The organism is Exiguobacterium sp. JMULE1, from assembly GCF_013337175.1.
GTDB classification, from domain to species: domain Bacteria; phylum Bacillota; class Bacilli; order Exiguobacteriales; family Exiguobacteriaceae; genus Exiguobacterium_A; species Exiguobacterium_A indicum.
Genome location: NZ_SGWC01000002.1, coordinates 2,573,803 through 2,597,731, shown reverse-complemented (window position 1 = coordinate 2,597,731; position 23,929 = coordinate 2,573,803). Strand labels below are relative to the sequence as shown.

Sequence of the window (23,929 nt, the reverse complement as noted above, 5' to 3'; positions counted from 1 at the left end):
ATCTTTTTTGAGATAAGGTGCTTTTTGCTTTGAAATCACAAGAAGTTGACCGATAAAGAGTAAGGAATGGAAAAATATAGGCACGACAAAATTGAAAATGTTACTCTAAACTAAAGAATAAAGAGAAGAGACATATAGAAAGAAGGACTGGCATGAAAGGAAAAATATACTTCTGGCTTTTGTTTTTAAATGCGATTGCGACAGTAGGGGCACTGGTCTATCTGTCTTTTGAACTGGGGGCTTTGGGCCTTGTCTTAATGGGGCTAACGATTGTCTGGCTCGCCTGGAAAATATTACGACTCTTTTCCTCGGTGATCCGATTGCAACAAGAAGGCATTGAGGTAACCGAATATCGTTTTCCGGAACTATATCATGATATCGCGTCGTTATCGGAACGTTTGAATTTAAAGACACCACGCATCTATATCGTCGGAGACGACGTATCGCCGATTAGAGGCGTGAGTCTGTTCCGAACGAACGTGTTTTTTTTACCAGAGAAAGCCATGCGGGAGCGAAATGAGTTCGAACGAGTTCGAGAGTTACTCCGTCTGAAGCATAATGACGAGGAAAAACGCTTCGCATTACTACTAGGCAGTTGGATTCCGTTTTTAAGACCGGCTTATTTACGAACGATATCCTTATACCGAGATCGTCAAGCCATGCATCTTGTAGACGATCCAGATAGTGTCATGCAGAGTATTCTAAAAGAAAACGGACGGTATCGATTGATCGATGAAATCGATACTGCTGAATACTTAGCGGAAAAAAAACATATCACGCTAGCAGAAGTCGTCAGTGAGATGGTTCATGCACAGCCGACGACAGATCGCCGGTTGGTCGAGTTAGGATGGTTGACGCGCGAGGCACCGACCGGACAACAAGTCATCCGTTTTTCACTAGTGGCGTCCAGTCTGATCGTATTCGGATTCATCGGTTGGAGCGTCCAGAACGTATCGTTTTCAACTGACTCCGCGAAAGCGGTCGTCACGTCATCGGATGAGTCAAAGGCGAATGGATTGCAGGAAACGAAGTTGATGGCTGCGATTCAAAAGGGGACGTTGGAAGAAGTACAGGCGGAGCTTCCGGACGGTGACATGAAGGCAGTGGACGCGGATGGCGATACGGCACTGCACTATCTGGGATACCGGAAGTCAAGTAAAGGATTAAAGGAAATCTTTGACGCGTTAATCAAGCAAGGAAGTGATGTGGACGCAATCAATGACTTCGGAGAACGTCCATTCATCACGGCGGTATATAGCAACAACAAGGAATTGGTAGAGCTATACCTCGATCAAGGGGAAAAAATCAATCAGTTGGATGAACAAAAATATACGCCGTTGCATCATGCGGTTGAAGGGGAAGGCGCTCAGACCGTAAAAGTGTTACTTGATCAAGGCGCAGACGTCTCGATCAAGAACAAAGACGGATTGACCCCTCTCATGCTGGCACAGCAATATGAATTAGACGACATCATTCGATTGTTAAAGCAACATACGTCTCAAACGTTATAAGAAAAGTGCTCCTCCCGAAATCGGGAAGGAGCACTTTTTACGAACTTATTTACCTTGAAGAGCTGGATCCACGTTAAGGATACGTCCTTCAATTTTATAATCGATTGTTTTCTTCGAAATCGCGTAGTCGCGGAACGTTTCCCAGTCAGAGAGACCGAGGTCTGTGAAACGTCCGTCATCATAAGCTGTCTTAAACGCTGTTAAGCCATCAGCTCCAGTTGCAGAGAATGCATTTGTCGCAACAACGTACATTTTCGCTGGATCAACGACTTCTTCCACTCCGCCATCTTTCGTGATCGTCATCTTCGTGACACGTTCACCTTTTGCTTTTGAGCCATCGTATTCGAGCTTCATACCAGAAACTTGTAAGAAACCACCGTTTTCAAGCGGGAACAATCCCACACTGCTTTCGAACAATTGTTTTAATTCTGCTCCTGATAATTTAACCGTTGCAAGCGTATTTCCGAATGGTAATGTCGTTAAGATTTCGCCAGTCGTCAATGGACCTGCATCAATTGCAGCACGGATACCACCACTGTTTTGCACAGCGATGACGGTATCAGGATTTAATGTTTTTGCTTTTGCAAGCATACCGTCTGTAATCAAGTTACCAAGAGCTGTTTCGGAGTTACGAACATTGATATCTAATCCGTCCGATTTACGCGGATTTGGGAGTGCAGTGAGAATGTCTACACCAATTTCTTGATTTTTGATAGCAGAAATTTTGTCGGCGTAAGGCTTCAAGATTTCAGCAGCACCAGCATCCGGAGCTTGTGCTTTTACGTCAATAAGTGAACCTTTGTATGATTTGAGTTTCCCTTTGTAGTCGAATGTCATACTGACATCGCCAAGGAACTCGCTATATTGATACGCTTGTACGATAATTGTTGGCTCTGTCTTTTTCGGATTGACTTCTGGATCAACAGGTACGTAAGTTGGTTGAAGAAGCTTCGAATGTGTATGGCCACCAACGATGACGTCAATTCCGTCAACATTTTGAGCGAGTAATTGATCATTATCGACTGCAGGATTATCATCGTAACCGATGTGTGTCAATGCAACGATTTTATTGATACCACGAGCTTTGAATTTATCAACGGTCGCTTGAGCACTCTTGATGTAGTTCGAGAACGCAACCGTTCCTGGACTTGAAATATCAACTGTCTCTTCTGTCGTTAAGCCGAAGAAACCAACTTCTTCACCGTTGATTTTTTTGATGACACCTTGGTAGATCCGTCCATCTTCCGGACCAGACGTGATTGTTTTCTTTTGCATCCCGTTGAAGAGCGGATTTTTACTGAAATCAACGTTTGCTGTGATGAATGGGAAGTCAGCGCCAGCAACGAAGGCTTGCAAAGCAGCACCTTGATCTTTAGCACCAAGATCAAACTCATGGTTACCGAACGTCATCATGTCATATTTCATGTAGTTCATGAGTTTAAGATCGGCTTGTCCTTTGAACTCATTGAAGTAAAGTGATCCTGAGAAGACGTCACCAGCATCAAGGAGAAGCGACGGTGTACCTTCGGCGCGGTAAGCGGCACGGCGCTCTTTAATAGCAGTCGCGCGTTTTGGAGCGTTATCGAGCGAAGCATGTGTATCGTTCGTATGGAGCAAGGCAAGGCTGAAATCATCTGTATTGATGTCACGGACGATGATTTTTGCTTTTGTCGTGACCGTTTTGCCTTTATGCGTCAAGCTACCTGTCGCATAGTAAGTACCTGACTCACTCGTATCAACTTTGCTCCATTTGATTTCTTTATCGTAGACTTTGCCGTTAGCGTAAAGAACAGCTAGTTTTTTAGGAAGGACTGGTTTTTGATCGACTGAAATCACTTGTTCCTTAACGGACTCAATGATTTTGATCACATAATTCTCGACGTGAATCTTTACTTCGATTGGGAGCTTTTTCTTACCATATGTGCCATGAACCGTTTGGTAGCGATTGAAGATGTGCTTATTGTATGCACCCCATGAGATTTTTTCTCCCTTGTATGTAGCCGGAAGTTTAACAGGCTCACCCTTCGTGAAAGTGAGAGACTTCAATTTGACCGTCTTGACTTTGACATGTGTTGCAGCAGATACGGTCGTTTGTGCAGCCGGCACGATTGCCGATGTCGTCAATGCGACAGCTACTGCTGCCGCGTAAAGCGGTTTTGATTTGTACATAAATAAAAATCCTCCCTCGAGATGATATGAGGTCAACCAGCGATCGGTAACCTCTTCTTCTACTATAAATGCTTAACGGACAATCGTGTCATGAACCTTTTGTAAAATGCGTAAATTCTTAGGTCCGACGACAATACAACTCTTGCAAGTCGTTTGTTTTCTTCTACCTGAAAGAAGAAAAGATAAATGATTGCGCTTACATTATATCTTGTTCCTCCTTCAAAAGAAACGTAGATTACAATAGATTGTAGGAAATTGTCCTCATTTTGAGAGAATCGCGTAGTAAACATTTTCAAAAAAATGTATAATTTACTATATGAAAAATATGCGATGGGGAGGCGGGAGTACGAATGGATGAAAAGATACGTAGGAGTCTACTCGTAGGTATACTTTGTATAATGGGAATCTTGATTATATGGGGGCTCGCCTCTCCACCGACGACAATTGAATTTCCTAACTTTACACATACCTAATCCTGTGAATGGATCGGCAAGGAGTCCTTGTCGATTTTTTTGTTTCAACGGGAAAGCTACAGTTTGGTGTCGGTTCACGCTATACGTTGACACGCTTTTTACGGATGGCTAGAATTGATTAAGTGTACTTCGTATGTACACAATCGAAAGATAAACGAGGAGGGATGGATAATTAGACATGATATATCATGTCGATCGGAGGAATGTTCGTTTGAGGAATCGCGGACAGAACCCGTTTTTTGTTTGAATTTGATCCAGAATTCATTGAATTACAAATACATGCACCATGAAATCGGAAGGAACTTACACTTATGTTGAAAGAAATGAAAAGTATCATCCGGGAACAGGTTGAAAACTTTCCTTTGATTCGCCGGCTCGCGCGATATGAAATTAAGTCCGCACACGCAGAACAACGCCTTGGCCTCTTATGGGAACTCCTCAATCCGGGTCTCCAAATTTTCATCTACTGGTTCGTCTTTGGTGTCGGTCTTCGGGGAAATGAAAATGTCGATGGAAACATTCCATTCATCGTATGGCTTCTCTGTGGGATCGTCGTTTGGTTCTTTATCAACGATGCTTTATTACGTGGATCGAACTCGATCAATAGTCGACTTGCGATGGTGACGAAGATGCGTTTCCCGATGAGTGCCATTCCGTCATACGTTATTTTGTCACGGATGTATCAACACTTCGCAATGCTTGTGATCGTATTCATCGTCATCCTCGCAAATGGGATTCCGATTACATGGAAACTACTTCAGTTGCCTTATTACATGATTGCGACATACATTTTCGTCTACGCATTCTCACTTTGTTTTTCAACGCTCATTACGCTCGTCAAAGATATTCAGCTCTTCTTGCAATCGATGATGCGGATGCTTTTTTATATGACACCGATTCTTTGGAATATTGAGCGGTTCCCGGACGCCCTGCACGGTGTCCTTCGCCTGAATCCGGTCTACTATCTTGTCGAGGGATACCGGGCGAGTCTGCTCGGAGGACATTGGGTCTGGCAGGAATGGCCAACTGGACTGTACTTCTGGAGTGTGACGCTCCTCTTGTTCACAGCTGGAACATTCTTGCATATCAAGTTCCGTAAATCATTCACTGAGCTCGTCTAAGGGAAGGAAATCGCCATGTCTATGATTAAACTCGACCATGTCACGAAACGCTTCGACATGGTTACGACTACGAAAGAAAAATTCAAGCTCTTGTTCAAGAATCAAAGCAAGAGCGTTAAAACATTCACTGCACTGCGAGATATCTCGCTTGAAATCGGCTCGGGTGAAGTCGTTGGACTCGTCGGAATCAACGGTTCCGGTAAATCTACACTTTCGAACTTGATTTCAGGAATCATCTATGCAAACGAAGGAGACGTCGCCATTAATGGTGAAGTCGCGATCATCGCCGTCTCACAAGGATTAAAGAATGTCCTGACAGGGCGAGAGAACATTCGCTTGAAATGTCTCATGCTTGGGATGGATGATGCGGAAATCGAGCGTCGGATGCCAGGCATCATCGATTTCGCTGATATCGGTGATTTCATCGATCAGCCAATCAAGAAGTATTCGAGTGGGATGAAATCTCGACTCGGATTTGCGATTGCCGTCAATGTCGATGCAGATATTCTAATCGTTGATGAAGCCCTATCCGTTGGTGACCAAACCTTCTATAATCGTTGTATCGATAAGATGAATGAGTTTAAGGATGAAGGTAAGACGATCATCTTCGTCAGTCACTCGTTGTCACAAATCAAGAGTTTTTGTGAACGCGTCATTTGGCTCGAATATGGTCAAGTACGACTCGACGGAACAACCAAAGATGTCTTACCGGAATATAAAAAGTTTCTTGCGGAATATAAAAAATGGTCGAAAGAGGAGCAACATCAATTTCGGCGTGACCGCTTAAAAGCACAAGCTGCTAATGCTCGTTCCGGGAAACAAAATACGGATTCAGAGGAAAACATCAAACATCCGGCATTGATCTTATCTGCGCTAGGTATTCTTGTACTTGCAGCAGGAAGCTTAATGGTCGTTGATGAAACGCCATCTTTGGCGAATTTAAGCGACGCTATCTTAAATTTCTTTTGATTCTCTGCGCCAGGTACCAATCGGTATCTGGCTTTTTATATCATGTAAGTAGGAATTAGTAAAAGGAGTGAAGAATGCTAAAGGAGAGTGGAAAAAGAAGGAATCATCGCAAATCAAGAAATGTAATCAAAAAAAACGGAGTTCAAGACTCCGTTTTCATCAGGTTTGTGAACGATCCATATAGGTTTTGACGCGCGGTGCTTCATACGTTGCAAAACGTTCTAAAAGACGTTCAGCATCTGACTCGACGATCAACATTGCACGGTGTTCGGGAATCAAGAATCCTTGACGTTCCATCGTATCGAATAGGGAAATCAAGGGATCATAGTAGCCATCAATGTTCAGTACACCACATGGCTTTTCATGAAGTCCAAGCTGTGCCCAAGTGAAAACTTCAAAAAATTCTTCCATCGTTCCTGGACCACCCGGGAGAATGATGAATCCATCAGAGAGCTCTGACATTTTGGCTTTTCGCTCATGCATCGAGTGGACGAGATGCAGTTCGGTTAGTCCAGGATGCGCAAGTTCTTTTTCCTGAAGAAAGTGGGGAAGAACACCGATTGCTTGACCTTTAGCAGCGAGCGTAGCATCTGCGACTGCGCCCATCGTTCCAACGCGTGACCCTCCATATACAAGTCCGATGCTGCGCGCGGCGAGCGCTTGACCGAGTTTTCCTGCCGCCTCTCGAAAGAGTGAATCGGCACCATCTTTGGAACCACAAAATACAGCAAGTCTATTCATGAAAGAACCTCCTTCGTTGTTTCCACCATAGCATATTCGACGATGGGAAGGCAGAATGGAAAGGAGATCGATATGCGACCACGTACAATTGTTTGGCTCGTCCTAATCATCGCAGCAATCAATTTAGGACTTGGGATATGGATGCCCGATACATCGACTCGGACGACGATTAGTTCGATACTACTAGGCGTGATTGTAGTACTCGGTATCTTTTACGTCATTGCGTTACGACAATCATCTAAATAAAAATGCTCGTTCGACTCATATGAGTTGAGCGAGCATTTTTATTTAGATTTGAAAAAATAAAGCGATGGAATATTCAAAAAAATCTATTTTCATACACAAATTCAACACTTTGATGGATAGTTTGTAAAAAAAGGACAGTATTCAGGACATATGATACGTGTCAAAAGTAATGGTTATAATGAATAATGTGTAAAATAACATAAATATTCGTATTCGAATATTTGGAGGGGGTCTAAGGATATATGATGTTGTTACAAAGCCAGACGAAAAAAATTAGGAGGTTATTTATATGAACTTGAAAAAGAAACTAGGTTTAGCAATTGCTGCTTTATCATTGACTGCTACTTTCGGTGTAAGTGCTGCAAATCAAATTGGACATAAAGACGTAGCAATCGAACGAATTCCACTTGAGTACTCAGTCAAACGTGATGTAGCAATCGAACGTATCCCACTTGAATATTCGGTCAAACGTGATGTAGCAATCGAACGTATCCCACTTGAATACTCGGTCAAACGTGATGTAGCAATCGAACGTATCCCACTTGAATATTCGGTCAAACGTGATGTAGCAATCGAACGTATCCCACTTGAATATTCGATCAAACGTGATGTAGCAATCGAACGAATTCCACTTGAGTACTCAGTCAAACGTGACGTAGCAATCGACGTATCCCACTTGAATATTCGGTCAAACGTGATGTAGCAATCGAACGTATCCCACTTGAATATTCGATCAAACGTGATGTAGCAATCGAACGAATTCCACTTGAGTACTCAGTCAAACGTGACGTAGCAATCGAGCGTATCCCACTTGAATACTCAGTCAAACGTGATGTAGCGATCGAGCGTATCCCACTTGAGTACTCAGTCAAACGTGACGTAGCGATCGAACGTATTCCACTTGAATATTCTACAACACGAGCATAATTAACTATTTTGACTAACAATATTTTTTAAAAAATCACTTCGAATAGAAGAAATGATTTTTTTATACTGATTCATGTTGAGTAGTTCGAACAAAAAATACGCTTTGTCATAGGCACCAATAATTTGTTCTTTAGTCGCGCCCAACTTCTCAAGACAATCTCCCTTTTGAGCGTATAACTGTCCTAATACCGACATGTCTTTAAAATTAAGGCTTTCTTCAATTGCTTCATCAATCAATTGCAGAGCTTGTTCATATTTAGAGAAATCTAATAAGATTTTAGAAAAATTATAGGTGATTCTAATTTTTTCTGTTACTAAATCATCGCTATCAAAATTTAATTTGAGGATTTCCTCATAAACATTAATGCTATGCTGATAACTTTTATTTTCAGAGTATAGATTCGCGATAGCTGACTTAATACGAATCAGCATACTGGGTGAATAATGAGAAGTTAGATAATCTGCTGATAAATTTTGAAGCTCAACGATACAGGTTCGATAATCAATTTTTTGAAGCCGATACGAACAAAGGTAATAGTAGTATTTGTACAGTAGTACAAACTCAAAAGAAGAATCATGTTGCTCTAAAATCTTTTGACTCTCTTTATAGATCGACTCAAAGTCTTGATTTCTAAAACGATGTAGTAAGTCTTCATCGATCGTCTTTAATGAATCTTGTTGACGATTGGGATCTAGAAACGCAGAAATCGGAACTTGTAACCTTCGGGATAGCGCATATAACAATTCGATTGTTGGGGAATGTGTGCCACTCTCAATCTTACTGATTTCTGCTTGACTGCAGATACCGTTTGCTAAATCCTTTTGCGTTAGATTATGTTTTTTTCGCAGACGGCGTAACGCCAAACCAATTTGCGGTGACGTGAAATGATCCATTGGATCCTCGTCCTTTCATGAAAATTGAACTGTTACTCAGTATCCATTTCTATTATAGAAGTGATTGCAAAGGGATACCATAGATTTACTTGATTTCATATCAATGTTTCATCGCCCGCCGTATTTGATTCAGAAAGGGGTACACCCATGACACTCATCTTAAAAGAAACGCGACGTAACATGACTTCTTGCGCTTGGTGTCTCAATGCTGCTACCGTCTCAGTCGCCCCCTTGGCTCATCGGGAAATGGATCAAACCATTGCTAAGTCTAAGAAAGATAGAAACAAGACTGCTTGAATCATTCTAAGGACTTCATTCGTATGTGGGATGAAGTCCTTTTTGCATGATTTTCATCAGAAAGGAGCAATCACATGATAGGAATTACGATCGTATCAGAACAGGATGGTTGGTTACAACGCTCACGTCCCTCTTCAGCGATGAGACACTTTTGTGAAACCCATCGTTTTTCTTTAGATGTTTTTGATTACGACATGCATACGTTCGAGGATTTACTGGATTATATGGATTTTCAAGAATATGAACATTATCTCTTTATTCTACAAGGTGAAGGAGAACGTACATTACGACTGGTTGCTTATTTGCAGCAGCAGATGCTTCACGTTCAGTTTCATTTAATTCGAGCGGAAGGTGATATCGTATTTGGACAACCCGATTTTCTAAATGGTTTGGAACTACCTCTCATATTTGAGGATGAAAAGTTAGTACTTCCCATCGTTCAAAACGAGTTATTGTCTTTGATGACGGGCGTTCATCGATATGCTTCACTATTCCAACCGCAACCGTTGCGGCATGTCTATATCGAAGATAGCTCATTGTTGAATCGTATTCCGGCATCTTTTTTCACATCGATGACAGTGAATAGTATCGTGTATTTCGATCATCCGATGCGTCACGATCTACCAATCATTGAATTAATGAGTCGGACGCCAGTCCTTCTTGCTTTCGTTGATACCTTGTCCCCTCCGCTTGAAACACGACTTGATGTTTTATCTCGGGCAGAACTCGCTCGTCAGTTGGAGCGCTGGAAGGATACCGGGTGGATTCAAAACGAACGATTCGCCGGTATATTGGATTATGCGACACAAGCTGGATTGAAAAATTCATATCGTCTTTTTTTCTTTGAAGATGGTATCTATGCGGATCGTCAGAAAACCGATCGGTTGAGTTCGGACATTTCTCTAATGGTTGAGCAAAGAGCAGGGCAGTTAGAGGCAATGGCCACACCAAAGGAACTCGAGTTATTTCCGTTACTCTATCAACTCGCAGGATCATTTTCAGGTGAAAGTCGATTTGTTACACCCTATTCAGATTTAGAATTACCACGAACGATTGGACGTATCGGTCCACTCACGTTGATTGGTATTCAAAACGAAGAGGGGTATTTCGCTTTCGATTTAACATCGATGCAACTATTCGAAACGAACGAAGCATTTTTGTGGATTCTTGAAGCTGATCAAAAAGAACAATTTGATGTATTACCAGAACGACTTGGAGCAGACTATGCAGAAGCGATTCGATACTATAAGGAGTTGATGTATCATGAGTGACGTATTATTTGGTCCATTTTTAAGAAAGGGAAGCTATTCACGTGTTGAAGTACTCGATCACGTTTATGCGGATGAACGTTTTGGGCAACTGTATCAAGAAGCGAAGCAAGTCACAGAAATTGATGAATTGACGTTTTATCGACGCTATCTACAAAAAGAAGAGAAGGTTCTGTTTTACGGCACGTTCGATCCAAAACTCTTTAATCTCTTATCTGATGAAGGATACGATTTATATTTGATCGAGTCAGAAATGATTCGGACACATCAAATCGATACACCGTACCGTCATAAAGTATATGGCTGGAGCCATGATGTGACAGACGTCGTAGGTCCTGAATTCTTTGATCGGATCGTTCTTCCTGGTACGACCATCATGCATTACAACCGTGGGGAACTGCTATTATTCTTTCGGAACATACGTCAACTTTTAGGTGTACATGGAAAACTGCTCGTTTCGTTGCACGATATTCCTTATCTAAGAGAATCAGAGCAGTCCATTTCGACTCGACGGATACATGATACTTTAATGTTCTTTGGTCATCATGTAGATGGCGAACGACTCTTATTTAATGCGTATTTAAAATCAGGTAGCGAAGAAAAAGTAAGCTATGCAATCGATTACTTATACAAACCTGAAACCTTATTTGAATTCGCGAAACTCTCTCGTTATGAAGGTCGATCAATATATGAAGGAAAAACAATTGTCGTTCTTGAATTCAATAAACAATAAGCTTTTGATAGAATAGAAGGAGAATAAATTAAAAATATATCTCCTAGTTTAGTTTGAATAGGTCTAAAGGCAGGGTATTGAGATACAGAAGTTTTGTATTACGATTCAAAGTACATCATGAGAAAGAGGAGCCGGACCATCATGGAAAATCAGAACGAAACTACCTTTCAAAAAAGCTGTCTATCGTTCATTGAGACTTTGTTTCCAGACGAATCCTTTCACTTCTTAGAAGAATCGAGAGCAATGGATGCTTTCGGACATCACGGTATTCAATTGTTTTTTTCTTCAGAACTTCGAACGCTAAAATTCAGTCTTCTCAAACAGACACATCAACGATATGATCGTGTGTTTGTTTCGGAGAAAACTAAACAAAACACTTTTTTCCGAAGGCTGTTGGAGGCAACATATGAAGAAAATCAATTGTACATCGATCATGTCGTAAAAACCGATTAATCCAAAGAAAAGGCATGGGAGCGATTACGCCCCATGCCTTTTCTCTTTTTAGGCTTCGATCGATGCTGATCCGCGTTTTAACGCATGATCAATCGAAGTCGCCATCTCTTCTCGAACTGTAGTTGAGATCAGTCTACCATCGAAATAAATTTCTTTAGATAAACTCAAGTGAACAAGTAAATCCTCTAATACGAGCTTCAAATCAAGAGGTTTCGTCGGTTCGAGCGCTTGTTGTATGAATTCATTCAGAGATGGGTGCTGAACATGCTTTGGATCAATCAAATCAATGATTGTTGTATTTAAAGCAAGTGCTAAGCGTTCGAGGGATTGGGGAGTTGGCATCCGTTGTCCGCGTTCATATGCGGAAATCGTCGTCGCAGTTTCACCGCATTTTTCGGCTAGATGCTTTTGGGTGTACTTGTGCTGTTTTCGTAGTTGCATGATTTTTTTTCCAAGTGCGCGATTCATAGCGCTTCACTCCTATTCCTCAGGTCATCGTGTATAGTACTAATTAACCACTTATCGTACGGGAGAAACCTTTGAAATGTAAAAAACGTTTGAATAAGGAAATAAAAAGATAGTGAAATACTAAATCTGGCTTTTAAAACGATAGTCATGCTGAGGTAAATCACATGCTATTCTAAGGTGTATGTGAAAAAAAGGAGTGTCTTCATGAAAAAAATTACATGGTCCGGCTACGTCGTCCTTGCCGTTCTCGTAGTCCTCTTTATCTCAAGTTCGATGCCGTACCAGGCACAATCCATCAAACCAGGGTTATCGCGCTTCATTCCGTTAGGATTCGTCGATCATCTGCGTTTCATCTCTTTCTCGTATCACGGAGAAGTCAGTGTCGCTGCCCTCGGACGGAGTGGCTTCATTGAATTTTTCATTCGAAAAGCCGCTCACGTCTCAACATTTCTTGTGTTAGGTGTGGGATTGATTGATTTGACGCGTCGTCGCCTAACGACAGGACTGGCCGTCTTGTTTGCCTATTCGTTAGCAATCACGGTAGCGGTCTTTGATGAGTTTCATCAGATTTTGACAGGGGACCGGACAGGACTCATTCAAGATGTCTTACTCGATGGAATGGGGGCATTAATTGGAATCGGATGTTATCTACTCGTCTATAGGAAAAAAGTACGACGCCAAGCAGGAAGTCTTTCCTTCTGGAACGAAAAGAACAGGCATCACTTTTAACGAAGGAGACTGCCTTATGAAGACTTCCCATTTATTGATGACGAGCGTTGGTCGTCGGACGAAACTGGTCGAGTATTTTGTCCGTGAGATGTCAAACGGTCATGTCAGTACCGCGGATTGTAGTCCACTTGCACCGGGTCTCTATATGACGGAACGCCATCATCTCGTACCACGGATCGATGCACCGGATTATATCGAGCATTTACTTGAATTGTGCCAGCGGGAACAGGTGACAGCATTATTGTCATTGATTGATCCTGAACTGGAGTTACTTGCAGCGGCGACGGAACAGTTTGAAGCCATCGGTGTCACGGTCCTCGTCTCACCGATGGATGCCTGTCGTCTCTGTTTCGACAAGTACGCGATGTATACGTATTGTGTCGCGGAAGGGATCGCGCATGCGCGGACATACGTGACGCTCGAAGCATTCCGGAGCGCACTTGCGCAAGGGGAGGTCCAGTTCCCAGTCTTCGTCAAACCACGCAATGGGAGTGCCAGTCTCCATGTCCAGGCGGTTTCTTCACTTGAGGTTGTCGAAGGATTATTCGCTACCTATCCCGATTTATTGATTCAAGAATACTTAAGAGGACAAGAGCTCGGTGTCGATGTCTATGTCGACTGGCTGACGCATGAAGTGACCGATATCTTCATCAAGGAGAAACTCGTTATGCGTGCAGGTGAAACTGACAAGAGTCGTTCCGTTAAACGCGATGATGTCTTTGAACTGGTCGAGCACGTCTTAGATGGAACCGGTCTTATCGGTCCGCTTGATTTTGACCTGTTCGATGTGGACGGAACGCTCTACCTATCAGAGATCAATCCGCGATTCGGTGGGGGGTACCCGCATGCGTATGAATGTGGCGTCAATTTTCCGAAAGCGATTCAAAACAATCTCCACGGGCAACGTAATCCCCGACGCATCGGAGCGTATGTGGAAGACATCTATTTATTGAAGCACGATACGGTGACGCTACTGCCTGCCTCGCTGCTTGAGCAAATCAAAAAATCATAGGCACGAAAAAGGAGTGATCCGGTCGAGACCGGATCACTCCTTTTAGGTAGAAGAGCAGAATCAGGAAAGAGAGACGCGTGCACGCTTGAGGCATTGCACGGCGGAGGTCCAGCTACCGAAGAGAGCATTGATCGTTGAGGTGCTCGGAACCGAGCGACCTTCTGCCCATTTCCGGTAATGAATGATGCTGAGCGAAGGTAACTCTTCTTGTGCCTGCCGTAGTGCTTCAAGGACATCTTCTTCGACCCATTTCCGGCGAGGCGGTGCGATGTCGAGGCAAGCGAGGGCATCTGCCCATGAACCGTATTTACGGGCAATCGTCGCGACTGTCGGATGTCCGTTTTCTTGTGCCCAAATCGCATACGTCTGTGTCGTCAGACGTGGAAGGACATCTGAAGCTTCGAGCAGTGCCGTGATAATACGTTCTTCTGTCATCGAGATAGAACGTGTCATTTCAATGTGTGCTTCTTCGAGTGCACGTGACCAAGAACCGAAGCGTAAGTTGATCAATGTCAAGGAGGGGCCATGTTTCGCCTTTGCCCACTCCCGGTAGCTGTTGCTATGGAAAGGATGAAGACGCGTTGACGCTTCCTTGATGAAAACAAGAATTTCTTCGTCTGAGAAATAAGGACGGATCGATGAGAGACCAGCGGCTTGGAGTGCTTCACGCCAAGAGCCAAATACATTGATGATCGTCGTGATGGATGGAATGTCTTTTCCGACCGACCAGCGCGCATACGTCTTTGCGTCGAGAGCGGGATATTCGATACTAGCTTCGATTAGGCTATCGATGACTTGTTGTTCTGTCCATTTCTTCATGATGTCATACCCCTTTCATGTAGGTGCTCTAGGTGTGGGTACTGTCGTGAGGTGGAAGTCGACGAAGCGACGTATAAGCGAGAAGGCTGAGCCAAATAAAATAAAATCCACTCGGTCTAACGAGAATGCTTTCCGTGAATTGAAGTAGCCCGAGCCAGCTTGCAAGCAACAGTGCGAGAAACGCGAGATCCGTTGTCTGAATCCGAAACAGTCGATAGAAAAGATACAGAAAGACTGCGCCGTACAGCAAACAACCGATGAGTCCAAATTCATAGAGATAAGTGATCGGTGTACTGTGGAACGTATAGAGAACTTGTTCGTTCAGTTGTTCCTCCAGTCCGCGTGGGGCACTCCCGATCCCGTGCCCGAACCACAGCGAATCAGCGGAAGCGCGCCATCCGGCTTGCCAAAGCGTCAATCGTCCGTTGAGACTGAGCAAACGGGGAAGCAGTCCTTGAAACGTAAAGACGGCTAGGAGGATCAAGCTGCCCGTTACGTAACACGCTGTCACCTGCACCCGCTGTCTCGTTCCCGGAACCATTCGAATACTCGTCAGCAGAGCAAGGAGGAGAAAAGAATAGATTCCTGTCTGCGAACCGCTTCTGAGTAATGCGATGATGATGAGAAGGAGGAGGACGACGTGCAGAAAACTTTGCCGACGCGGGAACTGTTTGAGCAAGTAGAACCAAGCAAACAGTCCGCCTGGAACAAGCCATGCTGCAAGCGTATTCGGATTGTTCATCAGACCAGCGAGGCGAAGGAATGAACCTTGTTCCCCGACGTACAGTTGAGGAAATGACAAAGGACCGATCTGAAGCCATTGCAGGTTTTCGACCGGAACATACTCTGAACCAAATGAGACGATGAGGGCATAGGAAGCGAGAAAGACGGCTTGTCCATAAAGAAAGTGACACAACAGCCGTTGCCATTGTTCGATTGATGTACGCGAGAGCGAAGAGACGATGCCAACGAACAGCCAAGTCGAGATGAGGTAAAGCGAAGCAAGAATACGATCCGTATTCGTGTTAAAAAAGAAAAAGATGAGATGAAATGTTAGATAAATCAGAAAAATTAGTGCGATTTGATGTCCTCTCGCCCGATTGGCGCGATAGAACGGTCGTAAGATGAGCCAACAGACGCTGAACAGAACGATGTAGACCGGAAGCAACCAAAGAGACCACTGTTTCGGCAACACTTCGTCCGTGAAGGATAAGGGACGAATCCAAGCATCGAGCATGATCCAAGCGACTAGGATGGATAAGGCAAACGATGTGGGTATATTGGCTGATTTTAACATGATTTCTAAAGACTATCCACCCTTCATATAGGACTTATTACCGATTTGAACACTTTTTAATCATCAAATTGGTATTTACCCTTATCTTTCAAAACATCATGCAGATAAATGAAAAAAGATTAAGAAAAACGTGATCATTTTTTCGTGAATCGCGTTTTTTTCGTGACATGAATTCATACGGTGAACTAGTGTTGCGCAAGCGAGATAGCTACCGAAAAAAATATAATCATTTCCACCAAGCTCTAATTGTTTTGGGATTCGATTGGAAATAAGGTGTAGATATAACCAATGTCCATCCATTCGGTCAAGTCAGAAAGAGGTGAACAACAGTGAGCTCGATGCATCAAAGAAAAACCTTCGGAGATCATTTGACGACGCTCCGACGCGGCTGGTGGCTACTCGCACTCTTCATGATTCTCTTCGCGGGTGCTGGATATGCACTCAGCATGTATGTCATTCCAAAGACATACGAGGCGACGGCCTACATCCTCGTCGTTCCTCAAGCGAACGCTGAGGCTACATCGACGCCGACACTCGTCAGTACCTATCAAGATATCTTACGAAGCCCAGAGGTCGTCGATCAGGTCGCCCAAAAGATGAACGTCACCGACAAGCGGTTATTCGATTTGACGGATCGTCTGACGGTCTCGAGCAATCTCGATTCGCAAGTCATCGCCTTATCCGTCACAGATCGTTCGGCGGAGGAGGCAGCGATTCAAGCGAATACGATGACGGAAGTCTTCCAGGACTATCTCCCGCAACTGATTAACACGAGTAAGACGGAAGTGTTCTCGAGTGCACGGATTCCAACGAACCCCGTATCACCGAACATTCTGATGAATACAGGGATCGGTGGCGTCCTTGGTCTGATGCTCGGACTCCTGATCGTCTATTCTCGCTCGTTAAGCAAAAAGGAAGCGACACGTGAATCCACTGATAGTTATCCGAAAGCAATTCCCCGCACCCATTCATGAGAGAGGAGAGGAGACACCGTCATGCAGCATTCCCCGCTCACCCCGTACCGTCGGCAGTTGAAGATCGGACTCCTTCGCCTGATCGACGCCGGAATCATCGCACTCGCGACTGTCGTTACGTTCTACTTCTTTAATCCGCTCCATCTCACCGTCAACTTCGAGTTGCAGGATGCACTCGAAATCGCTCTCATCCAGTGGGTCGCCCTCACGTTCGTCGCACACTGGATGCGCTTCTATCAAATCATCTGGCGTTACGCAAGCCTTCGTGATCTCGCCGTTCTCCTCGTCGTCGTCCTCGCCAGCAGCTTCGTCTTACTAGGACTTGAGTACGCATTGTTCGACTTCGCGGTCGAACGAGCGATCTTCCTGCAGACCGGACTCGTTTTAAACGGTATCTTATTCGTCCGGTTGTTGATTCGCGGACGTAGCTTAAGACTCGTTCCTGACAATAAGACGCTCGGCAAACGAACGCTGATCATCGGTGCCGGTGCCTCCGGTCAGATGATCACAAAAGAACTGAAACAAAAGAAATCGCATATCTTAAACGTCGTTGGATTACTGGATGATTCGCTTGAACTACGCGGGATGCGGATTCACGGTGTTCCCGTCATCGGAGCAATCGACCAACTCGAATGCATCATCGAGGAACAAAAGATTGAAGCAGTCGTTCTCGCGATCCCATCGTTACCGTATCCGCAGCGGGTTGAATTGCTGAACCGGATTAAACAAACCCAAGTCGAAGCGCATACGTTACCGATGCTCGTCGAACTGGCGTCCGGAAAGGTCTCGATCAAACAAATTCGTGAAGTCTCGATCGCTGACTTACTCGGTCGCGAACCGGTCGAACTCGATATTACGGAAATCGAACGAAGCGTTCATAGCGCGACCGTCCTCGTCACCGGTGCTGGTGGTTCGATCGGTTCCGAAATTTGCAGGCAACTGATTCGCTTCCGTCCTGAACGGCTCATCCTTCTCGGACACGGCGAAAACAGCATCTATCTGATCCGCCGGGAACTCGAGTGTCTCAGTCGGGACATCCAGTTCGAATCCGTCATCGCCGATGTGCAAGACAGTGATCGGATGCTTGAAGTCATGCGACGGTTCGAACCGGATCTCGTCTATCATGCGGCAGCCCATAAGCACGTGCCACTGATGGAGGATAACCCAAGCGAAGCCGTCAAGAACAACATCTATGGAACACGCAACGTCGCTCGAGCGGCGGAAGCGGCTGGTGTCAAACGCTTCGTCATGATTTCGACCGATAAGGCCGTCAATCCGACGAGTGTGATGGGGGCGACGAAACGAATCGCCGAGATGGTCATCCAGCAGATGGCACGTAACAGCGAGACGACGTTCGCCGTCGTCCGGTTCGGAAACGTCCTCGGGAGCCGCGGTTCCGTCATTCCACTGTTCAAGGAACAAATCGCGAAAGGCGGACCGATCACGATCACCGATCCCCGGATGACACGCTACTTCATGACAATCCCGGAAGCGAGTCGTCTCGTCATTCAAGCGAGTGTCCTCGCAAAAGGTGGCGAAGTGTTCGTCCTCGATATGGGTGAACCGGTCCACATCACGACACTCGCGAAGAACTTGATTCACTTGAGTGGATTCACGGAAGAGCAGATCCCAATCGTCTACAGCGGCATTCGAAAAGGCGAGAAACTCTACGAGGAACTGCTCGCTCGTGATGAAGTGCATGACGAACTCGTTTTCGACAAGATCCTTGTCGGTAAGACACGACCTTTTGGATTCGTCGACCCGTACTTGCGTGAGATCGCCCAAGCGCTCGGTCAGGACGAGGTACTCCGCCAGTATTTGTTAGACGTCACGAACGAAACCGATGCCGACCCGGTAGCACCGACGCTGCGGATCGCTCGCAAATAGAGAGGAGGGGAAACGATGAAAACGGCCCGGCTGTCCCGCTTCAATCTCATCTTCATTGCCGATACGGCGTATTCGCTCCATCAATGGATGATTTTGACGCTCCTGATCAAATGGAGCACACCGCTCAACATCGGTTATTTCAACTACGCCCTTGCCATCACCGCACCGATCGTCATGTTCTGTTGGCTGAACGCCAGTACGATCCTGACGGCAGAACGGGCTGGACTGACGAACTTCTGGCTCTTCATCAAGACTCGTTTTTCACTCCTCTCGGCAGGTGTGTTCGTCCTCCTTGGGGTCTATTATTTCTTCGGTGAAGCGGACATTTTACTCCTGACACTGCTTGTCTACCTGAATAAGTACATGGAATCGTTCGCTGATCTCGCTTACGGTTTCTTGCAAGGACATACTGCCTTCAAGGAAGTCGCCGTCTCGAAAATCTTCCGGAGTCTCTTGAACGTCTCGGGCGCAGCACTCGTCCTCTTTACGACCCATTCAATCCACGGATTCGTACTCGCCTTGATCGCTGGAAACTTGATCATGCTACTCGCATACGATTTACCGACAATTCGCCGCATTGGTCGCGGCTTTGACAATCAAGCGCTTGACTTACGGTACCGGTCAGGCAAGGAGCTGTTCCTTAAAGCGATGCCACTCGGCTTCGTCGCTCTTCTGATCGCCTTGAACGCAAACATTCCACGATTGTTCGTCGGTCACGCAATCGGAACGGAAGAGCTCGGTTACTACGCTAGCATCGCCTATCTACTCGTACTTGGCAGTCTGTTCATCCACTCCTTGATCGCCGTCTTACTACCGAACTTCTCGTCTGAGACGGGTGAACGTCAAAGTTTACCGGAACTGCGCAAGCTGACCCGCTCGATGTTACTGATGACGAACGTCGTCGGCATCCTGTTGATTGTCGGAGCGATCTTCCTCGGCAAGTGGGGCTTGACGATTTTCTATAACGCGTCGTTCGTTCAATACCATCTGATTTTCGTCTTGATGATGGTCGCCTCACTCTTTTTCTACAACTCGACCGTCATTCAGGCACTCTTGACCGGCTTCCAGCAATTTCGGATCCAGACGATCTCGATCTTCGGTAGTGTCGTCGTCAACCTGATCGCCTGCAGCCTGTTGATTCCGCTGTATGGTCTATACGGTGCGACGATTGCTTACACCCTCTGCGCCGTTACTCAGATCGTCCTATTGTTACCAGCACTGTATCGATCCTTGTATCCACGGGACGTCACGCTCGTCGTCGAACAAAGCAGCTAAGGAGGGAAGAAGATGCGACCAATCCTACTACTCATCGTCATCGAAGCGCTCGTTTGTCAATTCGCCCGGTCGCTCTTCCCGGACACCTACGTGACCGCCTTGCTGCTCATCAACTCGGTGTTGTTTCTCTATTATCTACTCCGTCAGGCAGAGACGACGCCACTCTTTCTCATCTTCATCACCGCTTTCTTCGTCCGACTGGTTCTGATGTTCATCGATCTCGAGCTGTTTCGCTTACCGCCACACAGTGGGGACGATACGGAAGCTTTTCATCTCGAAGGTGTCCAAATCTTCACCGATCCGTCGACCTTCAATGATGTCGTTCGCGGCACCTATTCCAAGTTTCTCGGAATCTTCTACCTGATGTTCGGTCCGGAACGAATTCTCGCTCAGTTCTTCAACGTCATCCTCGGCGTCGTCGCTGTCGTCATCCTAGCGAAGACGCTACAACGGTTACGCTTACCGGAACGATACGTGTTCGCAGCTACACTAATCTTCGCATTTTTCCCACAAGGATTGTTGCTCTCACCGATTCTCTTGCGTGACCAGATCGTCGCTCTGGGCATCGTCTACACACTTTACTACATGGTGCGCTGGACGGAAGAGAAGTCCGGATGGTATATGACGCTCGCGTATCTCGGCTACTTCGTTAGTACAATGTTCCACTCCGGACTTGCTGTCGGGATCATCGTCTTACTCGTCTATTTCTCGTTTTATAGCCATGAGACACGACGAATGGATTTTGAACCGACGAAGGTGCGGCGACTAATCTTTCAAGTACTGATCGTCGGCTTCATCGTCTACAGCTTCCAGGATGTCTTGTTTGCAAAGTTCACCCACGTCTCAGAAAACGGTCAGTTGTTCAGCGGGATGAGTTACGACCGTGGCGGCTCCGCTTATCTGAACGGATTGACGGTGACAGGTCCAGCTGACATGATTCTCTACTCGCCGATTCGAACGATTTACTTCCTGTTCTCACCGTTCCCGTGGCAATGGTCGAGCGTCATGAACATTCTGATTTTCTTCCTTGACGCCGTCTTCTACTTCATCGCCTGTTTTGCGATCGTCCGGTCCTTTAAACTGATCCGTCAGCATCCGTTCGGCAGCGTCCTCTTCTTCTTTTTCCTTCTCTTTGCACTTAACGCCGTCATCTTCGGTCTTGGAACCGGCAATGTCGGAACGGCCATCCGACACCGGTATAAGTTGTTCCCGATGTTACTCATCGTCTACACATCCGTTCACTACATGCGCTGGCAAGCGCGCCACTACTTCGAGGAGGTCGAACACCGTGCCGAATAAAACGATCTTAATTACAGGTATCGCAGGCTTCATTGGATTTCACGCCGCACGTCGTTTCATCCGGGAGGGTTACCGGGTCATCGGACTCGATGAAGTGAACGACTATTACGACCCAACGTTAAAAGAAGCCCGGCTCACTGAACTTGGAACGGACTACACGTTTTACCGGGTCTCACTCGAAGAGACAGCAGCCGTCGCGCGGATCTTCGAACAGGAATCGATCGATCTCGTTCTCCATCTGGCAGCACAAGCTGGGGTACGGTATAGCATCGATCGACCGGACGTCTACATGACGTCAAACATCGTCGGCTTTCTCTCGATTCTTGAGGCGTGTCGGCATTACCCAGTCGAACAACTGATTTACGCTTCCTCAAGTTCCGTCTACGGATCGAATACGAAGATGCCGTTTGCGACGACGGATGCCGTCGATCATCCGCTAAGTCTTTACGCCGCTTCAAAGAAAGCGAATGAACTGATGGCACACACCTACAGCAGTCTCTACGGCATCAAGACGACAGGCCTTCGCTTCTTCAGCGTCTATGGTCCTTGGGGACGCCCGGATATGGCACTGTTCAAGTTCACGGAAGCAATCGCGAAAGGCAAACCAATCGACCTCTACAACTACGGTGAGATGGGGCGGGACTTCACTTACGTCGACGACATCATCGAAAGCATCTACCGCCTGTTCCAGACTGAACCGGAAGTCGATGAATCGTTCGATGCCTCAAATCCCTTACCGGACCGCAGCAACGTTCCGTATCGTGTCTATAACATCGGCAGTCACAGCCCGATTCGTCTCAATGAATTCGTTGCTTTGATTGAGCGGCGCCTTGGCAAGACGGCAATCCAAAACGGGATGCCGCTTCAACCAGGCGATGTTCCAGAAAGCTTTGCTGACGTCTCATCACTGTTCGAGACGATCGGCTACCGTCCACAGACGACGGTCGAAGCGGGCGTCAATGCATTCATCGACTGGTACGAGAGTCACTACTTGCTGAAGGAGGAAATTCAAGATGGCGCTTAAAGAGGAATTCTACTATCGGTCCCCAATCTTTATCCAAAATTGGCTGACCTCCTTATACGGTCGGAAGTTAATGCAAGAACGATACGGTCCCCTCTATGAACAGAAGATGAAGGAACTCCGGAAAAAAGATCGGACGCAGGATTATAAAGCGGAACAACTCGATCGCTTGAATGCCTTTCTCATTTTTGTTGCAACGCATACGCCATACTACGCGCAACTCTTTCACGAACATGATATCCAATTACCGTTCACGTCACTCGAGCAACTGAAGACAATTCCAATCCTTGAAAAAGAAACACTTCGTCAAAACAATGACGCCTTCATGTCCCGCGTCGATGCGCCGGTTCGAGGGCGGACGGGGGGGACGAGCGGGAAGTCACTTCAAGTGGCGTTCATGCGCGAGGATGTCCAGGAACGGATGGCACATCTCGATTACTTCAAAGAACGTCATGGTTTCCACGCCGGAATGCGCCGAGCGAGTTTCACCGGACGGACGCTGACAGCTGTCGATCAAAAGAAACCAATCTTCTGGCGGATGAACCGACCACTCAATCAGTTGCTCGTCTCGATCTTTCACATGAAGGAAGAGAATTTCCCGGCCTACATCGAGGAGCTGAATCGATTCCAGCCGCAAGCACTTGACGGCACACCGACAGCGATGGTCGAAATCGCCCGCTATATGCTGAAGCATCATATAAAGCTGGATATCCCGCTGATCGCCATCTTCCCGACATCGGAAACGGTGACGGAGGAGATGCGCTCGGTTCTCGAGGAAGCCTTCAACGCACCGGTCTTCGATCAATATGGTTCTTCAGAAGGCGCACCAATCATCTCAGAATGCAGTCATCGAAAACTTCATCTCCATCATGAGACGGGCATCATCGAACCATATGGAGAGGACGGCGAAGTCGTCGTCACGTGTTTTACGACACGCGGCACACCACTGATTCGTTACCGGATCGGTGACCGGATGACACTCAGTGACGAGACCTGTAGCTGTGGACTAAACGGACCAGTCATCGCTTCAATCGATGGACGGGGAACGAGTTATATCGTCAGCGAAAAGCGGGGCAAGGTGTTCGAAGGGGATATCACGACGATTGCCCGAGAACTTCCGAACTCCGTCTTGCGACTCCAAGTCGAGCAGCATGCGCTCAATCACGTGACACTTCGGTATATTCCAGATGCGAAGCGTTTCCGTCCAAAACACGAGCAGATCCTCTTGAACGAGATGCGCAAGTTGCTCGGATCCGAGATGAAAATCGTCCTTGAGCCTGTCGAACAAGTCAAACAGGAACCGAACGGAAAAACGTTGATCGTCAAACAGTCGATGAAATAGGAGG

22 protein-coding genes are annotated in these 23,929 nt (G+C 46.0%); 16 read left to right on the top strand and 6 right to left on the bottom strand.

All coding sequences use genetic code 11. The features are described 5' to 3' along the window. Nucleotides 1–152: 152 nt before the first annotated feature. On the top strand, nt 153–1,511 hold the full coding sequence (locus tag EXW93_RS13725; RefSeq protein ID WP_174316596.1) for an ankyrin repeat domain-containing protein: 1,359 nt from the start codon (nt 153–155) through the stop codon (nt 1,509–1,511). 45 nt (nt 1,512–1,556) lie between these two features. On the opposite strand, the gene EXW93_RS13720 is transcribed toward EXW93_RS13725, so the two are convergent. Continuing rightward, complete coding sequence (locus tag EXW93_RS13720; RefSeq protein ID WP_174316595.1) at nt 1,557–3,680, bottom strand: 5'-nucleotidase C-terminal domain-containing protein; 2,124 nt, start codon at nt 3,678–3,680, stop codon at nt 1,557–1,559. A 784-nt stretch (nt 3,681–4,464) separates the two neighbouring features. On the opposite strand from EXW93_RS13720, the gene EXW93_RS13715 reads away from it, so the two are divergent. Next, the gene (locus EXW93_RS13715) at nt 4,465–5,274 is read left to right on the top strand and encodes an ABC transporter permease (RefSeq protein ID WP_023469416.1); all 810 of its coding nucleotides are present in this window, start codon (nt 4,465–4,467) and stop codon (nt 5,272–5,274) included. Nucleotides 5,275–5,289: 15 nt separating this feature from the next. Beyond that, nucleotides 5,290–6,243: an ABC transporter ATP-binding protein gene (locus EXW93_RS13710; protein ID WP_035396040.1), complete on the top strand. Its 954-nt coding sequence runs from the start codon at nt 5,290–5,292 to the stop codon at nt 6,241–6,243. Nucleotides 6,244–6,402: 159 nt separating this feature from the next. On the opposite strand, the gene EXW93_RS13705 is transcribed toward EXW93_RS13710, so the two are convergent. Beyond that, on the bottom strand, nt 6,403–6,984 hold the full coding sequence (locus tag EXW93_RS13705) for an LOG family protein (protein WP_174316594.1): 582 nt from the start codon (nt 6,982–6,984) through the stop codon (nt 6,403–6,405). A 72-nt stretch (nt 6,985–7,056) separates the two neighbouring features. Between EXW93_RS13705 and EXW93_RS13700 the strand changes: the two genes are divergently transcribed. Continuing rightward, nucleotides 7,057–7,230: a hypothetical protein gene (locus tag EXW93_RS13700; protein WP_023469413.1), complete on the top strand. Its 174-nt coding sequence runs from the start codon at nt 7,057–7,059 to the stop codon at nt 7,228–7,230. 289 nt (nt 7,231–7,519) lie between these two features. Then, nucleotides 7,520–7,933 (top strand): hypothetical protein, encoded by a 414-nt coding sequence (locus EXW93_RS13695; protein WP_174316593.1) that lies wholly within the window; start codon nt 7,520–7,522, stop codon nt 7,931–7,933. A gap of 224 nt (nt 7,934–8,157) precedes the next feature. On the opposite strand, the gene EXW93_RS13690 is transcribed toward EXW93_RS13695, so the two are convergent. Then, nucleotides 8,158–9,051: a helix-turn-helix domain-containing protein gene (locus tag EXW93_RS13690; protein ID WP_035396046.1), complete on the bottom strand. Its 894-nt coding sequence runs from the start codon at nt 9,049–9,051 to the stop codon at nt 8,158–8,160. 371 nt (nt 9,052–9,422) lie between these two features. Between EXW93_RS13690 and EXW93_RS13685 the strand changes: the two genes are divergently transcribed. The 3 genes from EXW93_RS13685 (at nt 9,423) to EXW93_RS13675 (ending at nt 11,802) form a co-directional block, all read left to right on the top strand. Further along, a complete protein-coding gene (locus EXW93_RS13685) occupies nt 9,423–10,619 on the top strand; it encodes a hypothetical protein (RefSeq protein ID WP_035396048.1) in 1,197 nt (398 codons plus the stop codon). Then, a complete protein-coding gene (locus EXW93_RS13680; RefSeq protein WP_035396050.1) occupies nt 10,612–11,349 on the top strand; it encodes a class I SAM-dependent methyltransferase in 738 nt (245 codons plus the stop codon). The genes EXW93_RS13685 and EXW93_RS13680 overlap by 8 nt, the downstream gene beginning before the upstream one ends. 141 nt (nt 11,350–11,490) lie before the next feature. Next, nucleotides 11,491–11,802, top strand: coding sequence for a hypothetical protein (locus EXW93_RS13675; protein ID WP_023469407.1), 312 nt, complete (start codon nt 11,491–11,493; stop codon nt 11,800–11,802). A gap of 48 nt (nt 11,803–11,850) precedes the next feature. Here EXW93_RS13675 and EXW93_RS13670 read toward each other — a convergent pair whose 3' ends face one another. Further along, nucleotides 11,851–12,270, bottom strand: coding sequence for a helix-turn-helix domain-containing protein (locus tag EXW93_RS13670; RefSeq protein WP_023469406.1), 420 nt, complete (start codon nt 12,268–12,270; stop codon nt 11,851–11,853). Nucleotides 12,271–12,474: 204 nt separating this feature from the next. On the opposite strand from EXW93_RS13670, the gene EXW93_RS13665 reads away from it, so the two are divergent. Together EXW93_RS13665 and EXW93_RS13660 are read left to right on the top strand one after the other, a co-directional pair. Then, nucleotides 12,475–12,999, top strand: a complete 525-nt coding sequence (locus EXW93_RS13665; RefSeq protein ID WP_174316592.1) for a VanZ family protein — start codon at nt 12,475–12,477, stop codon at nt 12,997–12,999. A gap of 16 nt (nt 13,000–13,015) precedes the next feature. Next, nucleotides 13,016–14,011, top strand: coding sequence for an ATP-grasp domain-containing protein (locus EXW93_RS13660; protein WP_174316591.1), 996 nt, complete (start codon nt 13,016–13,018; stop codon nt 14,009–14,011). 60 nt (nt 14,012–14,071) lie between these two features. On the opposite strand, the gene EXW93_RS13655 is transcribed toward EXW93_RS13660, so the two are convergent. Beyond that, nucleotides 14,072–14,830, bottom strand: a complete 759-nt coding sequence (locus EXW93_RS13655) for a homing endonuclease associated repeat-containing protein (protein ID WP_174316590.1) — start codon at nt 14,828–14,830, stop codon at nt 14,072–14,074. Nucleotides 14,831–14,858: 28 nt separating this feature from the next. Beyond that, nucleotides 14,859–16,127 (bottom strand): O-antigen ligase family protein, encoded by a 1,269-nt coding sequence (locus EXW93_RS13650; protein ID WP_174316589.1) that lies wholly within the window; start codon nt 16,125–16,127, stop codon nt 14,859–14,861. Between the two features lie 338 nt (nt 16,128–16,465). On the opposite strand from EXW93_RS13650, the gene EXW93_RS13645 reads away from it, so the two are divergent. The 6 genes from EXW93_RS13645 to EXW93_RS13620 are packed head-to-tail and all read left to right on the top strand — an operon-like array spanning nt 16,466 to nt 23,925. Continuing rightward, nucleotides 16,466–17,101, top strand: coding sequence for a YveK family protein (locus tag EXW93_RS13645; RefSeq protein ID WP_217448921.1), 636 nt, complete (start codon nt 16,466–16,468; stop codon nt 17,099–17,101). Nucleotides 17,102–17,122: 21 nt separating this feature from the next. Beyond that, nucleotides 17,123–18,988: a polysaccharide biosynthesis protein gene (locus tag EXW93_RS13640; RefSeq protein WP_174316587.1), complete on the top strand. Its 1,866-nt coding sequence runs from the start codon at nt 17,123–17,125 to the stop codon at nt 18,986–18,988. 15 nt (nt 18,989–19,003) lie between these two features. Further along, on the top strand, nt 19,004–20,263 hold the full coding sequence (locus EXW93_RS13635) for an oligosaccharide flippase family protein (protein ID WP_174316586.1): 1,260 nt from the start codon (nt 19,004–19,006) through the stop codon (nt 20,261–20,263). Nucleotides 20,264–20,275: 12 nt separating this feature from the next. Continuing rightward, entirely contained in the window at nt 20,276–21,562 is a 1,287-nt protein-coding gene (locus EXW93_RS16505) for a phospholipid carrier-dependent glycosyltransferase (RefSeq protein ID WP_174316585.1), read from the top strand. Next, nucleotides 21,552–22,586 carry an NAD-dependent epimerase gene (locus EXW93_RS13625; protein ID WP_035396066.1) on the top strand — a complete coding sequence of 345 codons (1,035 nt, stop codon included), beginning with the start codon at nt 21,552–21,554 and terminating at the stop codon, nt 22,584–22,586. The genes EXW93_RS16505 and EXW93_RS13625 overlap by 11 nt, the downstream gene beginning before the upstream one ends. Then, entirely contained in the window at nt 22,576–23,925 is a 1,350-nt protein-coding gene (locus tag EXW93_RS13620) for a phenylacetate--CoA ligase family protein (RefSeq protein WP_023469396.1), read from the top strand. The genes EXW93_RS13625 and EXW93_RS13620 overlap by 11 nt, the downstream gene beginning before the upstream one ends. The last annotated feature ends 4 nt before the right edge of the window (nt 23,926–23,929 follow it).

Excerpts from the sequence above, each read along its gene's own strand:
- EXW93_RS13665 (WP_174316592.1), top strand. The coding sequence starts at position 12,475 with ATGAAAAAAATTACATGGTCCGGCTACGTCGTCCTTGCCGTTCTCGTA.
- EXW93_RS13705 (WP_174316594.1), bottom strand. The coding sequence starts at position 6,984 with ATGAATAGACTTGCTGTATTTTGTGGTTCCAAAGATGGTGCCGATTCA.
- EXW93_RS13675 (WP_023469407.1), top strand. The coding sequence starts at position 11,491 with ATGGAAAATCAGAACGAAACTACCTTTCAAAAAAGCTGTCTATCGTTC.
- EXW93_RS13645 (WP_217448921.1), top strand. The coding sequence starts at position 16,466 with ATGCATCAAAGAAAAACCTTCGGAGATCATTTGACGACGCTCCGACGC.
- EXW93_RS13715 (WP_023469416.1), top strand. The coding sequence starts at position 4,465 with ATGTTGAAAGAAATGAAAAGTATCATCCGGGAACAGGTTGAAAACTTT.
- EXW93_RS13700 (WP_023469413.1), top strand. The coding sequence starts at position 7,057 with ATGCGACCACGTACAATTGTTTGGCTCGTCCTAATCATCGCAGCAATC.
- EXW93_RS13620 (WP_023469396.1), top strand. The coding sequence starts at position 22,576 with ATGGCGCTTAAAGAGGAATTCTACTATCGGTCCCCAATCTTTATCCAA.
- EXW93_RS13660 (WP_174316591.1), top strand. The coding sequence starts at position 13,016 with ATGAAGACTTCCCATTTATTGATGACGAGCGTTGGTCGTCGGACGAAA.
- EXW93_RS13680 (WP_035396050.1), top strand. The coding sequence starts at position 10,612 with ATGAGTGACGTATTATTTGGTCCATTTTTAAGAAAGGGAAGCTATTCA.
- EXW93_RS13685 (WP_035396048.1), top strand. The coding sequence starts at position 9,423 with ATGATAGGAATTACGATCGTATCAGAACAGGATGGTTGGTTACAACGC.
- EXW93_RS13725 (WP_174316596.1), top strand. The coding sequence starts at position 153 with ATGAAAGGAAAAATATACTTCTGGCTTTTGTTTTTAAATGCGATTGCG.
- EXW93_RS16505 (WP_174316585.1), top strand. The coding sequence starts at position 20,276 with ATGCGACCAATCCTACTACTCATCGTCATCGAAGCGCTCGTTTGTCAA.
- EXW93_RS13640 (WP_174316587.1), top strand. The coding sequence starts at position 17,123 with ATGCAGCATTCCCCGCTCACCCCGTACCGTCGGCAGTTGAAGATCGGA.
- EXW93_RS13690 (WP_035396046.1), bottom strand. The coding sequence starts at position 9,051 with ATGGATCATTTCACGTCACCGCAAATTGGTTTGGCGTTACGCCGTCTG.
- EXW93_RS13655 (WP_174316590.1), bottom strand. The coding sequence starts at position 14,830 with ATGAAGAAATGGACAGAACAACAAGTCATCGATAGCCTAATCGAAGCT.
- EXW93_RS13720 (WP_174316595.1), bottom strand. The coding sequence starts at position 3,680 with ATGTACAAATCAAAACCGCTTTACGCGGCAGCAGTAGCTGTCGCATTG.
- EXW93_RS13710 (WP_035396040.1), top strand. The coding sequence starts at position 5,290 with ATGTCTATGATTAAACTCGACCATGTCACGAAACGCTTCGACATGGTT.
- EXW93_RS13635 (WP_174316586.1), top strand. The coding sequence starts at position 19,004 with ATGAAAACGGCCCGGCTGTCCCGCTTCAATCTCATCTTCATTGCCGAT.
- EXW93_RS13670 (WP_023469406.1), bottom strand. The coding sequence starts at position 12,270 with ATGAATCGCGCACTTGGAAAAAAAATCATGCAACTACGAAAACAGCAC.
- EXW93_RS13650 (WP_174316589.1), bottom strand. The coding sequence starts at position 16,127 with ATGTTAAAATCAGCCAATATACCCACATCGTTTGCCTTATCCATCCTA.
- EXW93_RS13695 (WP_174316593.1), top strand. The coding sequence starts at position 7,520 with ATGAACTTGAAAAAGAAACTAGGTTTAGCAATTGCTGCTTTATCATTG.